The organism is Pseudomonas asgharzadehiana (assembly GCF_019139815.1).
Classification (GTDB): domain Bacteria; phylum Pseudomonadota; class Gammaproteobacteria; order Pseudomonadales; family Pseudomonadaceae; genus Aquipseudomonas; species Aquipseudomonas asgharzadehiana.
Map to the genome: position 1 here is coordinate 1,780,445 of NZ_CP077079.1, position 14,184 is coordinate 1,794,628.

The 14,184-nt window shown below is 62.4% G+C and carries 18 protein-coding genes; 10 read left to right on the forward strand and 8 right to left on the reverse strand.

Annotated elements, in window-relative coordinates; all coding sequences use genetic code 11:
- Positions 1 to 24: 24 nt before the first annotated feature.
- A complete protein-coding gene (locus KSS96_RS08225) occupies positions 25 to 618 on the reverse strand; it encodes a nitroreductase family protein (protein WP_065877066.1) in 594 nt (197 codons plus the stop codon).
- 153 nt (positions 619 to 771) lie between these two features.
- Here KSS96_RS08225 and KSS96_RS08230 point away from each other — a divergent pair, with 153 nt between their 5' ends.
- Both KSS96_RS08230 and KSS96_RS08235 read left to right on the forward strand, forming a co-directional pair.
- Positions 772 to 1,221 (forward strand): YcgN family cysteine cluster protein, encoded by a 450-nt coding sequence (locus KSS96_RS08230; RefSeq protein ID WP_016971382.1) that lies wholly within the window; start codon positions 772 to 774, stop codon positions 1,219 to 1,221.
- A gap of 13 nt (positions 1,222 to 1,234) precedes the next feature.
- Positions 1,235 to 2,455, forward strand: coding sequence for a hypothetical protein (locus tag KSS96_RS08235; RefSeq protein WP_217855980.1), 1,221 nt, complete (start codon positions 1,235 to 1,237; stop codon positions 2,453 to 2,455).
- 144 nt (positions 2,456 to 2,599) lie between these two features.
- Here the strand turns inward: KSS96_RS08235 and KSS96_RS08240 are convergent, their stop codons facing one another.
- The 3 genes from KSS96_RS08240 to KSS96_RS08250 all read right to left on the reverse strand — a co-directional run bounded on the left by KSS96_RS08240 (position 2,600) and on the right by KSS96_RS08250 (position 4,020).
- Positions 2,600 to 2,950, reverse strand: a complete 351-nt coding sequence (locus KSS96_RS08240) for a YgaP family membrane protein (protein ID WP_017526686.1) — start codon at positions 2,948 to 2,950, stop codon at positions 2,600 to 2,602.
- 67 nt (positions 2,951 to 3,017) lie between these two features.
- Entirely contained in the window at positions 3,018 to 3,485 is a 468-nt protein-coding gene (locus KSS96_RS08245) for an RNA methyltransferase (protein ID WP_017526685.1), read from the reverse strand.
- A gap of 160 nt (positions 3,486 to 3,645) precedes the next feature.
- Positions 3,646 to 4,020: a YajD family HNH nuclease gene (locus KSS96_RS08250; RefSeq protein ID WP_003210675.1), complete on the reverse strand. Its 375-nt coding sequence runs from the start codon at positions 4,018 to 4,020 to the stop codon at positions 3,646 to 3,648.
- 101 nt (positions 4,021 to 4,121) lie between these two features.
- Here KSS96_RS08250 and KSS96_RS08255 point away from each other — a divergent pair, with 101 nt between their 5' ends.
- Complete coding sequence (locus tag KSS96_RS08255; protein WP_217855982.1) at positions 4,122 to 5,042, forward strand: ParB/Srx family N-terminal domain-containing protein; 921 nt, start codon at positions 4,122 to 4,124, stop codon at positions 5,040 to 5,042.
- Between the two features lie 57 nt (positions 5,043 to 5,099).
- Here KSS96_RS08255 and KSS96_RS08260 read toward each other — a convergent pair whose 3' ends face one another.
- On the reverse strand, positions 5,100 to 5,786 hold the full coding sequence (locus tag KSS96_RS08260; protein ID WP_017526683.1) for a spermidine synthase: 687 nt from the start codon (positions 5,784 to 5,786) through the stop codon (positions 5,100 to 5,102).
- 78 nt (positions 5,787 to 5,864) lie between these two features.
- Here KSS96_RS08260 and KSS96_RS08265 point away from each other — a divergent pair, with 78 nt between their 5' ends.
- Positions 5,865 to 6,143 carry a hypothetical protein gene (locus KSS96_RS08265; RefSeq protein WP_026067166.1) on the forward strand — a complete coding sequence of 93 codons (279 nt, stop codon included), beginning with the start codon at positions 5,865 to 5,867 and terminating at the stop codon, positions 6,141 to 6,143.
- On the opposite strand, the gene KSS96_RS08270 is transcribed toward KSS96_RS08265, so the two are convergent.
- Entirely contained in the window at positions 6,140 to 6,625 is a 486-nt protein-coding gene (locus tag KSS96_RS08270; protein ID WP_065877064.1) for a cyclic nucleotide-binding domain-containing protein, read from the reverse strand. The two genes, KSS96_RS08265 and KSS96_RS08270, sit on opposite strands and share 4 nt — an antisense overlap.
- Before the next feature lie 68 nt (positions 6,626 to 6,693).
- Positions 6,694 to 8,736: a S9 family peptidase gene (locus KSS96_RS08275; RefSeq protein WP_065877063.1), complete on the reverse strand. Its 2,043-nt coding sequence runs from the start codon at positions 8,734 to 8,736 to the stop codon at positions 6,694 to 6,696.
- A 24-nt stretch (positions 8,737 to 8,760) separates the two neighbouring features.
- Here KSS96_RS08275 and KSS96_RS08280 point away from each other — a divergent pair, with 24 nt between their 5' ends.
- The 3 genes from KSS96_RS08280 to KSS96_RS08290 are packed head-to-tail and all read left to right on the forward strand — an operon-like array spanning position 8,761 to position 10,643.
- Entirely contained in the window at positions 8,761 to 9,291 is a 531-nt protein-coding gene (locus KSS96_RS08280; RefSeq protein WP_017526679.1) for a hypothetical protein, read from the forward strand.
- A gap of 21 nt (positions 9,292 to 9,312) precedes the next feature.
- Complete coding sequence (locus KSS96_RS08285) at positions 9,313 to 10,089, forward strand: class II glutamine amidotransferase (protein ID WP_003172536.1); 777 nt, start codon at positions 9,313 to 9,315, stop codon at positions 10,087 to 10,089.
- An 11-nt stretch (positions 10,090 to 10,100) separates the two neighbouring features.
- Positions 10,101 to 10,643, forward strand: a complete 543-nt coding sequence (locus KSS96_RS08290; RefSeq protein WP_017526678.1) for a DUF2937 family protein — start codon at positions 10,101 to 10,103, stop codon at positions 10,641 to 10,643.
- Between the two features lie 50 nt (positions 10,644 to 10,693).
- Here KSS96_RS08290 and KSS96_RS08295 read toward each other — a convergent pair whose 3' ends face one another.
- The gene (locus tag KSS96_RS08295) at positions 10,694 to 11,623 is read right to left on the reverse strand and encodes a LysR family transcriptional regulator (RefSeq protein ID WP_065877061.1); all 930 of its coding nucleotides are present in this window, start codon (positions 11,621 to 11,623) and stop codon (positions 10,694 to 10,696) included.
- Positions 11,624 to 11,801: 178 nt separating this feature from the next.
- Between KSS96_RS08295 and KSS96_RS08300 the strand changes: the two genes are divergently transcribed.
- From KSS96_RS08300 to KSS96_RS08310, 3 genes are read left to right on the forward strand one after another with little or no spacing between them, the layout of a single operon-like run.
- A complete protein-coding gene (locus tag KSS96_RS08300; protein WP_017526676.1) occupies positions 11,802 to 12,542 on the forward strand; it encodes a 5-oxoprolinase subunit PxpA in 741 nt (246 codons plus the stop codon).
- Positions 12,539 to 13,243 (forward strand): 5-oxoprolinase subunit B family protein, encoded by a 705-nt coding sequence (locus tag KSS96_RS08305; protein ID WP_065877060.1) that lies wholly within the window; start codon positions 12,539 to 12,541, stop codon positions 13,241 to 13,243. Before KSS96_RS08300 ends, KSS96_RS08305 begins: the two co-directional genes overlap by 4 nt.
- Positions 13,240 to 14,154, forward strand: a complete 915-nt coding sequence (locus tag KSS96_RS08310) for a 5-oxoprolinase subunit C family protein (protein WP_217855984.1) — start codon at positions 13,240 to 13,242, stop codon at positions 14,152 to 14,154. Before KSS96_RS08305 ends, KSS96_RS08310 begins: the two co-directional genes overlap by 4 nt.
- Positions 14,155 to 14,184 lie beyond the last annotated feature (30 nt).

Consider the following 14,184-nt stretch of genomic DNA (forward strand, 5'->3'; position numbering starts at 1 on the left):
CGACGCAATACCAATGTGGGAGGCCTACAGGCTGAAGTCACCTTCGCAAACCAGCTCGCTCAACGGCTTGCGCGGGCTTGGCGCTTCACGATCTTGCAGGTACTCCGGCAAGGTCGACTTGTCTCCCAGCTTGCCAATCGCCACGGCGGCATGCAGTGCATAACCGTCTGGAATCTTCAGCTCCTTGCGCGTCAGGTCCTGATCGAAGCCGGCCATGCCGTGGGTGTGCCAGCCGCTGAGGCTGGCTTGCAGCGCCAGGTGCCCCCAGGCCGAGCCGGTGTCGAAGGTATGCCACAGCGCCGGGGTTTCTTCGGTGGCGCCCGGAGCGATGAAGTCGGTTTTCGAGGCGATGATCACCAGGGCCGACGCATGCTGCGCCCAGCCGCGGTTGAATTCATTGAGCAGGCCCAGGAAACGCGCCCAGTCTGCCGTGTCGCGGCGCGCATAGAGGAAACGCCATGGCTGCGAGTTATAGGCCGACGGCGCCCAGCGTGCGGCTTCGAAGAAACTCAGCAGGGTGTCTTTCGGGATGCTCTCGCCGGTGAACGCGCGCGGCGACCAGCGGTCGGTGAATTGAGTGTGGATCGAGTGGTCGGCAACACGTGGATTGGCGCTCATGGGCGGCTCCTGAAGGACGATTCGGCGTTCCAAGCTACTGCGCGCCCACTGGGCTGACAAGTCTTGTAACGCCGCCAGTCGTAAGCACTTGGTTCCGAAGGCCTTGGGTACTAGACTGGCGGCCTTTTCACCTACCGATACTGATGTAGAACCATGGCCGCCAAAGTCGAACCTTTCTGGATACGCAAAACCCTCGAACACCTCGATCAGGAGGAGTGGGAGTCGTTGTGCGACGGCTGTGGCCTGTGCTGCCTGCAGAAACTTGAGGATGAAGAGGACAACAGCGTCTATTACACGCGAATCGCCTGCAAACTCCTTGACCTGAAAACCTGCCAGTGCACCGACTACCCCAACCGGCGCGCCTCGGTCCCCGACTGTATCCAGCTCACCCCAGGCCAGGCCGACCAGTTCAAATGGCTGCCGCCCACCTGCGGCTACCGTCTGGTCAGCGAGCGCAAGGACCTGCCGCTGTGGCACCACCTGGTCTGCGGTGACCGCGACGCCGTGCACCACGAACGCATTTCCCAGTCCGGGCGCATGCTCAGTGAAGGCAGCGTGCCCGAAGACGACTGGGAGGATTACCTGATCTTCCGCGCGGGCTGAACAAGGAGTGTGTATGAAGCTGGGAACCCGGCTGGCGGCAGGCCTGGTGCTGCTGGTGCTGAGCGCGCCGGCCTGGTGCGCCAACAAAGTCGACCTGGACTATCACGTCAAGCTGCTGCCCCAGAGCGATCAGGCGCAGGTGCGTGTGAGCCTGGCCCAGGGCTCGGCGGTGCGCAGCCTGGACTTCGACCTTGGCCGCGACGGTCGCTACAGCGATTTCAAGGCCGACGGCCGGTGGCAGGTCACGGGCAGCCGCGGCGTGTGGCAGCCCAGCGCCGACAAGGCCAGCCTCAGCTACCGCGTACGCCTGACCCAGGCGCTCAAGCCGGGCAGCTATGAAGCGCGTATCACCCCGGGCTGGGCGCTGTTTCGCGGCGAAGACCTGGTGCCTGGCGCACGGCTGGACCAGCAGGACGGCGTCGAGTTGGTCGCGCGGCTGGTGTTCGAACTGCCGGCCGGCTGGAAAAGCATCGAAACCGCCTGGCCGCGCATCGGCAAAAACAAGTTCCGTATCGACAACGTGTCCCGCCTGTTCGACCGCCCCACCGGCTGGATGCTCGCCGGCACGCTCGGCAGCCGCCGCGTGCGCCTGGGCGAAACCGAAGTCACCGTGGCGTCGCCCAAGGGCCAGGCCATGCATCGCATGGATGTGCTGACGTTGCTGACGTTCGTCTGGCCGCAGGTGGAAGCCGTGTTCCCGCGCCATCCGGGCAAACTATTGGTGGTGGGGGCGAGTGACCCGATGCGCCGTGGCGCATTTGCGGCGCATGACTCGATTTACCTCAACAGCCGCACGTCGTTGGTCAGCGAAAACGGCAGCAGCCCGTTGATGCGTGAAGTGGTGCAAGCCATTGGCCGTTTCAACGACCACGACACCAGTGACTGGATCAGCGAAGGGTTGGCGCAGTACTACGCCATCGATCTGCTGCGGCGTGCCGGCGGCATCACCGATGAGCGCTATAAAGCGATACAGGTGCGCTTGGCCAGGGAAGGCCAGGACGTGACCACCCTGCGCGGCGAACACGTCAGCGGCGCGACGGTGTCACGGGCGGTGTTGGTGATGCAGGAGCTGGACCGCGAGATTCGCGTGAAAACCCATAACAAGCGCTCGCTGGACGATTTGGCGCAGGCGGTGATGCGGGCCGATAGCGTCAATACCCAAGGCTTCGTTCAATTGGCCGAGAGCATCCTGGGCGAATCGTCGGTGGTGCTCGATTCCAAACTCCTGCGCTGATTCGTAGCCCTGCACAAAACGAAATGTGTGTGTGGGGCTTGCTCCCGATAGCGGTGGTTCAGTCACTGATGTATTGACTGACACACTGCTATCGGGAGCAAGCCCCCTTCCACATTGGAATCTCCAATAGTCTGGAGGCCGAGGTCAGCCGGTGGTCTTCACCGCTTTTTCAGCCGCCACTTCCGCCTTGGTCTTCAAGTTTTTCAACTCTTCACCCGCGCGCTCAATCTTGGTACGCACGCTGTTCATTTCCTGGCGACCCTGCTCCAGCTTATCCTTGAGCGAGCTGTGCCCGGTAAAACCACGGGCCAGCGCCACGCCGCCGATCGCCACTTGGATCAAACCGAAAATCCCGCCACGCCGCAGGCCTTTGCCCACCATCATCACGCCACCGGCCACCGAGCCGATGCGCTCCCAGCCATGCACGTTTTGCGTGGGTGGGGACTGAAGTGGCGCGGGTTCGATGATAGGTCGCACGGTTTTGCTGTCGCTCATAATCTGTCTCCAACAAGGGCAAGTGTAAGTAGCTGACTGTCGGCGAGAGCCGGATGTTCCCGAAAACTCAGTACTTGGGGCCCGAGCGGGTGTTATTGCCCTTGGCCATGCGGTCGTAGAGCACCACATTAACGGTGGCGGCGAGGTTCATGCAGCCGGTAGTGGGGATGTACACCACGTCTTCGCACCAGTCGCGAATCTCTTTATCCAGCGAGCCGTCTTCCGGGCCGAAGATATACAGCGCACGGTCGGGGTGGGTGTACTCGGGCAGCGGGCGGGCGCCTTCAACCAGCTCCACCGCAACCGGGATGCAGCCCAGGGGCAGGATTTTTTTCAGGTCATCGATACCGATCAGCGGAATGTCGTGGTGGACCTTCTTGGTGTCGGTGATGAAGTCTCGGGCGCGCTCGTAGCGCACGCCGGTGTAGAACACCGAGGCCACGCCGTAGCAGCCGGCGGCACGCATGACCGAACCGACGTTTTCGGGAGATTTGGGGTTATACAGGCCGATGCAGCTGTAGCGTTTATTGCCCACGGGGGAAGGTGCCTTGGAGAAAAGCGGCGATTATACGGCCTGAAGGTGATGTATTGCTTGGGCCACCGCTCTCGGGAGCCAGCCCCTTCCCACCGTTTGAACGTATTCACCCATCAACGTGTGGAGGGGGCTGGCTCCCGATGAGGCCGCAAGGGCCTCTTCAGTCGTCTTTCTTCATCAACCCGGCCAACGCCGCAAACGGGTTGTGCGTGGCCTTGGCAATGGTCGGGCTGCTGGTGGAGCCTTCGCCGAAGTACTGTTGGTCGGTGTAGCGCGAATGTTCGTTGTCGTGACAATACAGGCACAGCAATTCCCAGTTGGAGCCGTCCTGGGGGTTGTCATCATGGTTGTGGTTACGGTGGTGAACGGTGAGTTCGCTCAGGCGTTTGCCGGCGAATTCACGGGCGCAACGGCCACATACGTGGGGGTACATCTTCAGGGCTTTGTCGCGATAGCCCATTTCCCGGTCGCGCTGGGCATCGGCGAGGATGCGGTCCAGCTTGGCGGTGTGGGAGGGCGGGTTGGTCGAGCTCATCATGGCTCCTGGCTGTCTGGTGGGTCACGGATAAGCTTGATTCTAGCCGCCGGCGCGCGTTTGTAGTATCAGTTCATTCAATTCATCAGGAGCTGAACCCTATGCGCCGGTACACCTGGATACTTGCACTGCTACTCGGCGCCCTGGCGGCTCAGGCCCAGGCGTTGTCGACGCCCAGGCCCGGGCAGGTGATCGAGGTCGCCCTTGAGCAACTGCACCCGACCCAGGCCGTGGTCGGGTTCGACCAGATCTATTACAGCCTCGGGTTGTTTGCCGACAAACCTACCAAAGCCTTCGATGAATACTGCGAGACCAACGGTCAGGGCGAGGCCGACAAGGTGCCCAAGAACGCCAAGCTGCTCCAGCCCACCAGCTTCACCTGCAAAGACCCGGTAGGCGCGCACCCCGAGGACATGAAAACCGTGGTTGTCGGCCCCGGCGGCCAGTTGTACCTGACCGACGGTCATCACAGTTTCACCACATTATGGGAAGCCCCCGGTGGTGGCCCGCAGCTGAAAATGTGGGTCAAGGTCACCGACGATTTCAGCAACAGCCCGGACCTCGCCACCTTCTGGCAACGCATGGAAGCGGCCCGCAAGGTTTGGCTCAAGAACAATCAGGGGCAACCCCTGCAGCCCGGGCAACTGCCGGCGCACCTGGGGTTCAAGAACTTGCAGGACGACACCTTTCGCAGCCTGGTGTATTTCACCCGCAAGGCTGCCTACGGCAAGCCGGACGCGGGGGCGGTCGCACCGGAATTTCTGGAGTTCTATTGGGGCAACTGGCTGCGCACGCAAATGGATCTGGGCCAGTACGACCTGAACAAAAAAAGCGGCTACAGGGACGCTATCGAAGCGGTGGCCAAACGCATGGTCAGCCTGGCACCGGGCGCACAGGTCGGGAACAGCGGCTTCACCGCCCAGCAACTGGGCGGCATGACCCAGCTGGACCGCGATGAACTGGAAAAGACCTTCGATAAGAAAATCCCGTACGTGATCGACTACCGCAATTCCCATAACTGACCAGGGATCAACAATGTGGAAGGGGGCTGGCTTCCACATTGATCTTCAGTGTTGTGCTCAGCCCTTGAGCTTTTCCGCAATCCAGATGGTGTGCCGGGTGCCTTTGTTGCCATGGGCGAACACCTGCACTTCCTCGGCCTTGAAGCCGGCCTTGCGCAGTTTTTCGCTGAACAGCCTGTCGGCGCTGGCCGACCACACCGCCAGTACGCCCTTGGGGCGCAGGGCCTTGGCGCAGGCGGCCAGGCCACCGGCGGAGTAGAGCCAGCTGTTGGCTTTTTGCGTGAGGCCTTCGGGGCCGTTGTCGACGTCGAGCATGATCGCATCAAAGCCCTGAGGCTCGGCTTGCAGCACCTTGGCCACGTCTTCCAGGCGGATCACCGTGCGCGGGTCGAGCAACGGGCGCCCGGATTTTTCCCCCAGTGGGCCACGGTTCCACTCCACGACGCCGGGCACCAGTTCGGCCACCACCACTTCGGCGGTCTTGCCCAAATGCTTGAGCGCCGACGCCAGGGTAAAGCCCATGCCCAAGCCACCGATCAGCACCCGTGAAGCCGGGCGGCCAGCGACCTTGCGGCAGGGGATTTCGGCCAGCGCGTCTTCGGAACCGTGCATGCGCGTGTTCATCAGTTGGCCGCCATCACCGCCCTGGATCTTGATGACAAAATCCTCACCGTATTCGAACAGGCACAAGGCACCGCCGTTGTCGGGGATCGGGGTGGTGTCCAGCAGAACGAAACGTTTCATGGAAATCTCATTGGGAAGGGCATTCTTGCGCGGTTGGGAGTAGCCTTACGACATTCCGGTCAGGCCATGGAGCCATCGATGAAGTGCAGCATTCTAACGGTCATTGTGTTGAGCGCGCTCGCCTGCGGTGGGGTACGGGCTCAGGAGTTGCAAACCGTACCGGTCGCACCCGCGCCAACCCCCGGTGCGCCGGGCACGCCGACACCGACGCTGTACCCGCAAGTCACCCCGCCGGCACTGCCCAAGACCAACGGCTCGCCGCCCTTGACGCCTATTGTGCTGCCCGCGCCGCCGAAGGACCAGACCGTGCCTGGCCTGCAGCAGAACGACAGCAAGCCGAAGACGCCCGGCGGTTAAAACTGTTGATTGAGTAATTGGCCATCCGCCATGCGCAGGCGCTTGGACAAGGCAATCGCAATCGCCCGGATGATCTTGGCGGCAATCCTGGGCGCTTCGTTGAGCATCTTTTCCAGGGAGTCCTTGCCCAGGTTCAGCAGCACGCAGTCACTGGCGGCCACGCAACTGGCGGAACGTCGCTCGCCGTCGAGTACCGCCATTTCACCGAAGGCCCGGCCACTGCGCAGGGTGGCGATGGTCAGGCGTTGCCCGTCATGGTTGGTTTTTTGCACCGCCACCTGGCCGCTGTGGATGATGCACATGAAGGTGCCGGCATCGCCTTCGAGGAAAATCGCTTCATCGCGGGCTATGGTGCTGATGTTGAAGTAGCCGGCGGCGATGTGGAAATCTTCCGGCAACAGAGGGTCAAACAGGCCGCAATCCATGAGCATTTCGCGGATTTCTGTTTGTAGGGAAGAACTCATCAAAGTCGGTAGTGCCATGGCTGCAATCTTGATCCATCAATCCGTGGGCGGTCCTGTGTTCAGACAAAACCGCCGCCCTTAGTTCCTTAAACCAGCCCCAGCGCCTTGAACACAAATGCATATTCGAGCGCTACGTCACGTAATCCCTGGTAACGACCGCTCATCCCCCCGTGGCCGGCACCGAGTTCGGTCTTGAGCAACAGCAGGTTGTCGTCCGTCTTGGTGTCACGCAGCTTGGCCACCCATTTGGCCGCTTCCCAGTACTGCACGCGGCTGTCGTTGTAGCCGGCGATCACCAGCAGGTGCGGGTAGGCCTGGGGCCGGACGTTTTCGTACGGCGCATAGGCCTTGATGCGTTCATACACCTCGGGCTCTTCGGGGTTGCCCCATTCGTCGTACTCGGTGATGGTCAGCGGCAGTTCCGGGTCGAGCATGGTGTTGAGCACATCGACAAACGGCACTTCGGCAATCGCCGCCTGGAACAGCTCAGGGCGCTGGTTGAGCACCGCGCCGATCAACAAGCCACCGGCACTGCCGCCACTGATCGCCAACTGTTTGGAGGTGGTCAGGCCGTTGTTGATCAGGTGTTCGGCGCAGGCGATAAAGTCGCTGAAGGTGTTCTGCTTGTGGGCCTGCTTACCGTTGCGGTACCAGGCTTCACCCAACTCGCCGCCGCCGCGCACGTGGGCGATGGCAAACGCCACGCCACGGTCGAGCAGGCTCAGGCGTGCGTGGGAAAACCATGGGTCGAGGCTCGAGCCGTAGGCGCCGTAGCCGTACAGGTACAGCGGCGCGGCTTTACCGAGCTGGTCGCGCTTGACCACCAGGCTGATCGGCACCTGGGTGCCATCGGCGGAAGTGGCCCACAGGCGTTGGCTTACGTAATCGTCGGCGTTGAACACGCCCAGCACCGGAGTTTCCTTGAGCACCTGTTGCGCGCCGCTGGCCAGCTCCAATTGACGCACCTGGGCCGGGCGGTTGAGGGCCTCGTAACGCAGGCGAATCTTGTCGCTGGCGAACTCCAGGCTGTTCTGTACGTAAAGGCTGTAGGCGGCGTCGGGCAATTCCACGCGATACGCCGGCACGCCCTGCGGGTGCACTTCGATCACCGGCAGGCCACCGATGCGCAGGCTCAGGGTCATGGCACCGGTATTGAGGCTCACACCGTCGAGCATCACGTCATCGCTGTGGGGGATCAGGTTTTGCCACTCAGCCTCGGTGGGCACGTCGCCAATGTCGGTGGCCACGAACAGCGCGTAGTTGATGCCGTCCCGGTTGCTGCGGATAAACCAGGTCCAGGCACCATTGAGTTGGCCGTGGTCGACATCGTATTCGTGGTCCTCGACCCGAGGCGCCAGGCAGGTAAAGGCCAGGTGCGGCTGGTCGGCGTCCAACGCCCAGACTTCGCTGGTGGTCTTGCTGCCCAGGGTCAGCAGCAACTGGCGTTCGGAGCTGGAACGGTAGCAATGCAGGAAGAAACGTCCGTCGGGCTCGTGGAACACTTCCTGCGCCGCCGTGCCGTCCAGGCGATAGCGGTAGAGTTTGTGCGGGCGGTGGGTGTCGTCCAGTTCGCCGAAGAACAGGGTCAGGCTGTCATTGGCCCAGGTCATGCTGCCGTCGCAGTCCTGAAACTCCAGTTCGCTGACCTTGCCGTTGGCCAATTCCTTCACAAACAGGGTGTAGATCTCGTCACCGCTGGTGTCGAGGCTGTAGGCCAGGCGCTGGTGGTCGGGGCTGATGCTGAACGCGCCGAGGGAGAAGAAGCCGCCGTTGGCCAGTTCGTTCGGGTCCAGTAGCAGCTCTTCGCTGCGCTCGTCCACCTGGTTGCTGTCGTCGGCCGGGCGGCGGCAGCGGTAGTGGCGGGCGTACTCGTCGCCAGCGGTGGTGCGCGTGTAATACAGGTACGGCCCCCATGGCGAGGGCAGCGACAGGTCGGTTTCGAGGATGCGGCCCTTGATCTCTTCGAACAGGCTTTCACGCAATGCGGCCTGATCGGCGAGTTGGGCGTCCTGCCAGGCGTTTTCGGCCTTGAGGTAATCGAGTACTTCGCGGTTGTCACGCTCTTGCAGCCAGGCGTACGGGTCTTGGCCTGGGGCCTTGCGGGCGATCGGGGCGGTCGATATAGGCATGGATCACTCTCTGTCTGGCGGACGGTGGCAGGCATTGCAGCCGCGACACGCAAAAGCCGTTATCATAGCCGCCTGTTTGCCTACCTTGCCATGGACACCATGACCGAGAACGACTATCTGACCGCGTGGGGCCTTTACGCCTTTGCCGCTTTGGGCTGCCTGTTGGTGTGGTGGCGCATGACCCGCTGGATCTGGCGCTGGCTGCGCGAGCCGCTGCAATTGCTGATGGCGGTGCTGTTGTTCAGCCCGACCATCGTCGACCCGGTCAAGACCCAGTTTGCACCGGCCGTGGCCATCACCGCCCTGGACCTGGTGCTCAAGGTCGGCAACAACGCCTGGCGGGCGATTTCCGATTTGTTCATGTACACGATGATCGCCTTTGGCGTGTATCTCATCATTGTCTTGATCCGCTGGCCCATCGAGCGCGCGGCCAATGCGCGCCGTGAGCGCAAGGCCGCTACGGATGCCGCCCTGGCCGCCGAGCCGCACGAGGATGACGACGAGCCATTCCGTCGCCCGGCGCCGGGCGGCATGCGGGTCGAACCGCGCCTTTAACGTTGCAGCGAGAGCCCTGGCATGTGTGAATTATTGGGCATGAGTGCCAACGTCCCCACCGATATCGTGTTCAGCTTTACCGGGCTGATGCAGCGCGGCGGGCGCACCGGCCCCCACCGCGACGGTTGGGGCATCGCCTTCTATGAGGGGCGCGGCCTGCGTCTGTTCCAGGACCCGGCCGCCAGCAGTGAGTCTGAAGTCGCGCTGCTGGTGCAGCGTTACCCGATCAAGAGTGAAGTGGTCATTGGCCATATTCGCCAGGCCAACGTGGGCAAGGTGAGCCTGGCCAACACCCACCCCTTCGTGCGCGAACTGTGGGGGCGCAACTGGTGTTTTGCGCATAACGGCCAACTGGCGGATTTCAGCCCGCGAGCCACCTTTTACCGGCCGGTGGGCGATACCGACAGCGAAGCGGCCTTCTGCGATTTGCTCAACCGTGTGCGCGAAGCCTTCCCGGAGCCTGTGGACATCGAGCAAATGCTGCCCGACCTGATCGCGGCCTGTGCCGAATACCGCAGCAAAGGCGTATTCAATTGCCTGCTCAGCGATGGCGACTGGCTGTTCTGCTACTGCTCGACCAAATTGGCCCAGATCACCCGCCGCGCCCCGTTTGGCCCGGCGCGCTTGAAGGATGTCGACGTGATCGTTGATTTTCAGGCCGAAACCACCCCCAATGACGTGGTGACGGTGATCGCCACCGAGCCGTTGACCGACAATGAAAACTGGACCCGCTACGAACCGGGCCAATGGAGCTTGTGGCGACGCGGTGAATGCGTCAGCCAGGGCATTACCGAGTAAGGATATCGACCATGCTGCTCAGCTATCTGCGGTTGGTGCTGTTTGCCATTGGCCTGTTGGTCGGGGTGCAAGTGCCGGGGTTTATCAACGACTACGCCAAGCGCGTCGAAGCTCACCTGATCGAAGCCCAAACCGGCTTGCGCGGGTTTGAATCCACCGCGCAGCAGTTTTTCAAGGGCGACTTGCACGCGTTGGTGGCGCACTACCGCGCCAGCGATGACCCGGTGTTCCAGAGCGACGCCAACAGCCTGGGCGCCATGCTCGATCGCCAGGTGGCATTGGACAAGCAATTCCAGGCCATGCAAGGCCCGTGGTACATCCGCGCGCTGCAAGTGGCGGTGGCGGCCGACCCGGATATCCGCCTGGAAACCTGGAACGGCTACAGCTACCAGATTCTGCTGACGCCAGAGGCGATGGGTTGGGGCCTGGGCGGGGCGATGTTGTTGTCGTTCGGGTTGGAATGCCTGTTCCGCCTGATCGATTGGATCGTGCTGGGCGGCAAGCGCATGCGCCAGAGCCGGCCGATCGAAGAGCGTGACCTCAAAGGCCTCTAAAGACCCAACTCGGTCAAACTGTGGGAGGGGGCAAGCTCCCTCCCACATTTTTAATCGTGTTTCGTCAGGGCAGGCAGCACCATCCGCTCTTCGCCGACTTCCTCGGCATACCGCGCCACCGCCTTCTGACACAACCCCACAATCTCCTCCACCAGCTCCACGCCCACGCGCCATGACACCACCACCTGCAAGTGCGGCAAGCGCTGCGCCAGCGGCAACACCACCAATTCCCCGCGCGCCAGTTCTTCGCTGACCAGCACCGGCGGCAATGCGCCAATTCCAAACCCGTCGCGCAGCAAGCGCGTGATCGCCGACACCGAATTCACGCAGTTCATGCGCGGCGCGGCCACGCCGTTGGCCTGCATCAGGCTCAGTACATCCTGGTGCGGGTGGGAGTTTTTCGAGTAGGTGATGATGCGCTCCTGGGCCAGTTCGGCGAGGGACGCGTAGTCGCGGTTATAGATCGACCGGCTGGCGACGATCCAGGCCATGGGATGGCTGCACAGCTCCAGGCTGCGCACGGTTTCGAGTCGCAGCAGGTCGGTTTGCAGGATCAGGTCGAGGAAGCCTTTTTGCAGCTGATCGCTGAGGTTGAGCGCGGTATCGGCGACCAATTCGATTTCCACCAGCGGGAAATGCTCCATCAGTTCCGCCACGAACGGGCTCAGCCACGTGTGGATGACGGTGTCCATCGCGCCGATGCGAATCCGCCCGACCTTGCTGCTGGTGGTTTCCAGGGACTGTTTCAAACCCTGCATGGTCACCATCATCTGCTCGGCGTAATCGAGCACCTTCACACCGTCCGGGGTCAGGCTCACACCGCGCGAATCACGCAGAAACAGCTTCACGCCCAGCTCGCTTTCCAGCACTGCGATGCGGCTGGAAATCGAAGCCTGGGTGGTGAACAGCTTTTCGGCGGTCAGGCGAAAGCTCTTGAGCCTGGCCACCCAGACGAAGGTTTCGAGGAACTTCAAATTCATGGGATCAACTTTTTCTTATGCATGGATCGGTTTTTATTAGTTGGACGCCGTTGCCGGCCAGCGCCAAAAATCGAGCCATTCCACGATAAGCGTGGTTGGGTTTCAGGACAACAGCGTTGCGGGATCTTGGTAAAAGATCCCACACTACAAAAAAACAAAGCCTACAGGAGCGACCAGCGTGAGCCGCCTTTTACTCAATTGCGACATCGGCGAGAGCTTTGGCAACTGGACCATGGGTCTGGACGCCGAAGTCATGCCGTTCATCGATTGCGCCAACGTGGCGTGCGGCTTCCACGCTGGTGACCCGAGCATCATGCGCAAGACCGTCAGCCTGGCACTCAAGCATGGCGTCCAAGTCGGCGCGCACCCGGCGTATCAAGACCTGCAAGGCTTCGGTCGGCGCTCCATGCAGTACACACCCCAGGAAATCCAGGACCTGTTGCACTATCAGATCGGCGCGCTTGACGGTATTTGCCGGGCGCAGGGTGGTCGGGTCAGCTACGTAAAACCCCACGGCGCGATGTACAACGACATGATGGCCAACCCCGTGCAGTTGCGCGCGGTGATCCAGGCCGTCGCCGCCTATGGCGAGTTGCCGCTGATGCTGCTGGCCACCCGTGACAACAGCGCCGCCCAAGCCTTGGGCGACGAGTACGGCGTGACCCTGTGGTTCGAAGCGTTCGCTGACCGCGCCTATCACAACAACGGCCAGTTGGTGTCCCGGCAGTTGCCGGGCGCGGTGCATCACGATTCCGACACCATCGTGCAACAGGCCCTGACCCTCTCCCGTGGCCAACCGCTCACCGCCAGTGACGGCAGCCCCTTGGTCTTGCAGGCCAACACCTTGTGCGTACACGGCGACAATGCCAGTTCCGTCGCGGCGGTGAAGCGTATCCGCGAGGCGTTGAAGCCAGCATGAAGCCACGCATTGAAGTGGTAGCCATCGACTGCCTGATGGTGCGTCTGTTTAACGTGATCGCCGAAGCCAACATGCCGTGGATGCTCGCCGCCACCCAGCGCCTGCGCAGCGGGTTCGGCGCGGCGCTGGTGGATCTGGTGCCGTCGTACACCACCTTGATGGTGCATTACGACCTCACCGCGTTGAACCCGGCCCAGGCACGCGAACTGATCGACCAGGCCCTGACCGACCTGCAAGCCCAGGCCCAGGGCAGCGGCCAGTGCCATGTGCTGCCGGTGTGGTACGACCTGAGCGTCGGCCCTGAGCTGAGCTTGCTCAGCCAACGCAGCGGCCTGGCGGTAAGCGAGGTAGTCCGTCGCCACAGCGCTCACCAATACCAGGTGTTCGCCCTCGGTTTCGCTCCCGGTTTCGCCTTTATGGGCCTGGTGGACGAGATCCTCGCCGCGCCGCGCCTCAACACCCCGCGCAAGCGCGTGGCCGCCGGCAGCGTTGGGATTGCCGAACGGCAGACCGCGGCATACCCGGTGGTCTCCCCCGGTGGCTGGAACCTGATCGGCCGCACCCCGGCCAAACTGTTCGACCGCGAGCGTGACGGTTATAGCCTGATGCAACCCGGTGACACGGTGCGTTTTGAACCCGTCGAGCGTGCCGAATTCATCAACTTGGGTGGCGATGACACACCGTTGGAGGCGCAACCATGAGCCGCTTGATCATCGAGGCCAGCACGCCGTTGTGCCTGCTGCAGGACGCCGGCCGCTTTGGCGTGCGCCACCTGGGCGTGACCCAGGGCGGCGCGCTGGATTGGGTGTCGATGTCCTGGGCCAACTGGCTGCTGGGCAATGCATTGGATGCGCCGGTGGTGGAAATCACCTTGGGCGGGTTTACCGTGCAGGCCGAGGATTATTGCCTGCTGGCCCTGGCCGGAGCGGATCTGGGCGCGTACATCGACGAGCGCGCCATCAGCCCTGGACGCAGTTTTATCCTGCAAAAGGGCCAGCGTCTGCGCTTTACCCAGCCATTCAGCGGCGCGCGGGCATACCTGGCGGCGCCGGGTGGGTTCCAGGCGCCGGCTGTGCTGGGCAGTTGCGCCACGGTAGTGCGCGAGGAATTGGGCGGCCTGGACGGTTTTGGCAAAGCCTTGGGCGAAGGCGGGCGGTTGGCTTATTCGGGCACAGGCGGGGCGATGAAAATGCTCAGCGAGCCCGCCTTGTCCGCTAAAACAGCGCTGCAGGTGATCGTCGGCGCGCAAATTGGCCAGTTCAGTGGGCAAAGCCTGTTTGATGCGTTCAACACCGACTGGGCCTTGGACAGCCGCGCCGACCGCATGGGCATGCGCTTGCTGGGTACGCCATTGCAGTACCAGGGGCCGTCGTTGATTTCCGAAGGGATCCCGCTTGGCGCGATCCAGGTACCGCCCGATGGGCAGCCGATTGTGTTGCTCAATGATCGGCAAACCATTGGCGGGTACCCGCGTCTGGGCGCGTTGACGCCTTTATCGCTGGCGCGACTGGCGCAATGTTTGCCGGGGGAAAAGGTGAGGTTGGCGCCGGTGGTGCAGGAGACGGCGCATCGGCAGCACATCGAATTTCTGCAGCGGCTGAGCACCGCCTGAAAAACACCGAGGTCCAAATGTGGGAGGGGG